This window comes from Vibrio sp. 2134-1, from assembly GCF_033339495.1.
In genome coordinates, this window is record NZ_JAWOUS010000445.1 from 1 (window position 1) to 689 (window position 689).

Consider the following 689-nt stretch of genomic DNA (forward strand, 5'->3'; position numbering starts at 1 on the left):
TTTAAAACAGGTTTGAATTCCGTCATCACCTTCTCTAGCTCTTTCAATGTCGATTCCATCTCACTGTACATTGTCGAGTTAGGGCCGTATCCATCCAGCGTTTTTTGCAGTTGCTGCAAGCTTTGGCGAATATCTGCAGGGATCTCTTGTGTGTCTTTTTGGCTTAAGAGCTTATCTATGCTATTCGCCACTTTTTCTGCGGACGCCAAGGTGCGCTCAGACGTTTTCAACGTTGCGTTCAGAGACGTTAATGTATCTTCCATTGGCAAGTTATTAAGTTTGTTTAAGAAGTCATTTACTTGGCGCTGAACCTGTGCAAAGCCACCTCGCATTGTAGGGAAGACGTCTAGCCCTTCATACGTGTTTGCTTCATATGGCGTATCGTCTGGATAAAAATCCGCATCAATGTACAGTGCACCAGTCAACAAATTCCCGGTTTTTAGTGTGCCGCGAAGCCCTTTTGCAAACTCGTCTTTTAGTTTCTCTTTGAACATTTCCATCGAGTGGGACTCAACATCACCGTATACACGGCCAAGCTCAATACGGACTAACACCGGAATTCTCTTCGCCGAGAAATGCTCTTCTGGAGTTGGAAGACGCATAGGCACTCTCATTACTGTACCAATGCGCAGACCTCGGTATTCAACCGGAGCTTTGCGTTTTAGGCCACGAACGGACTCTTCGAATAG

General features: G+C 45.7%; 1 protein-coding gene. It reads right to left on the minus strand.

Annotation, left to right across the window (positions count from 1 at the left end; genetic code table 11):
* A partial coding sequence (locus tag R7R78_RS26520; RefSeq protein WP_225474660.1) for an MlaD family protein occupies positions 1–689 on the minus strand: 689 nt, incomplete at both ends.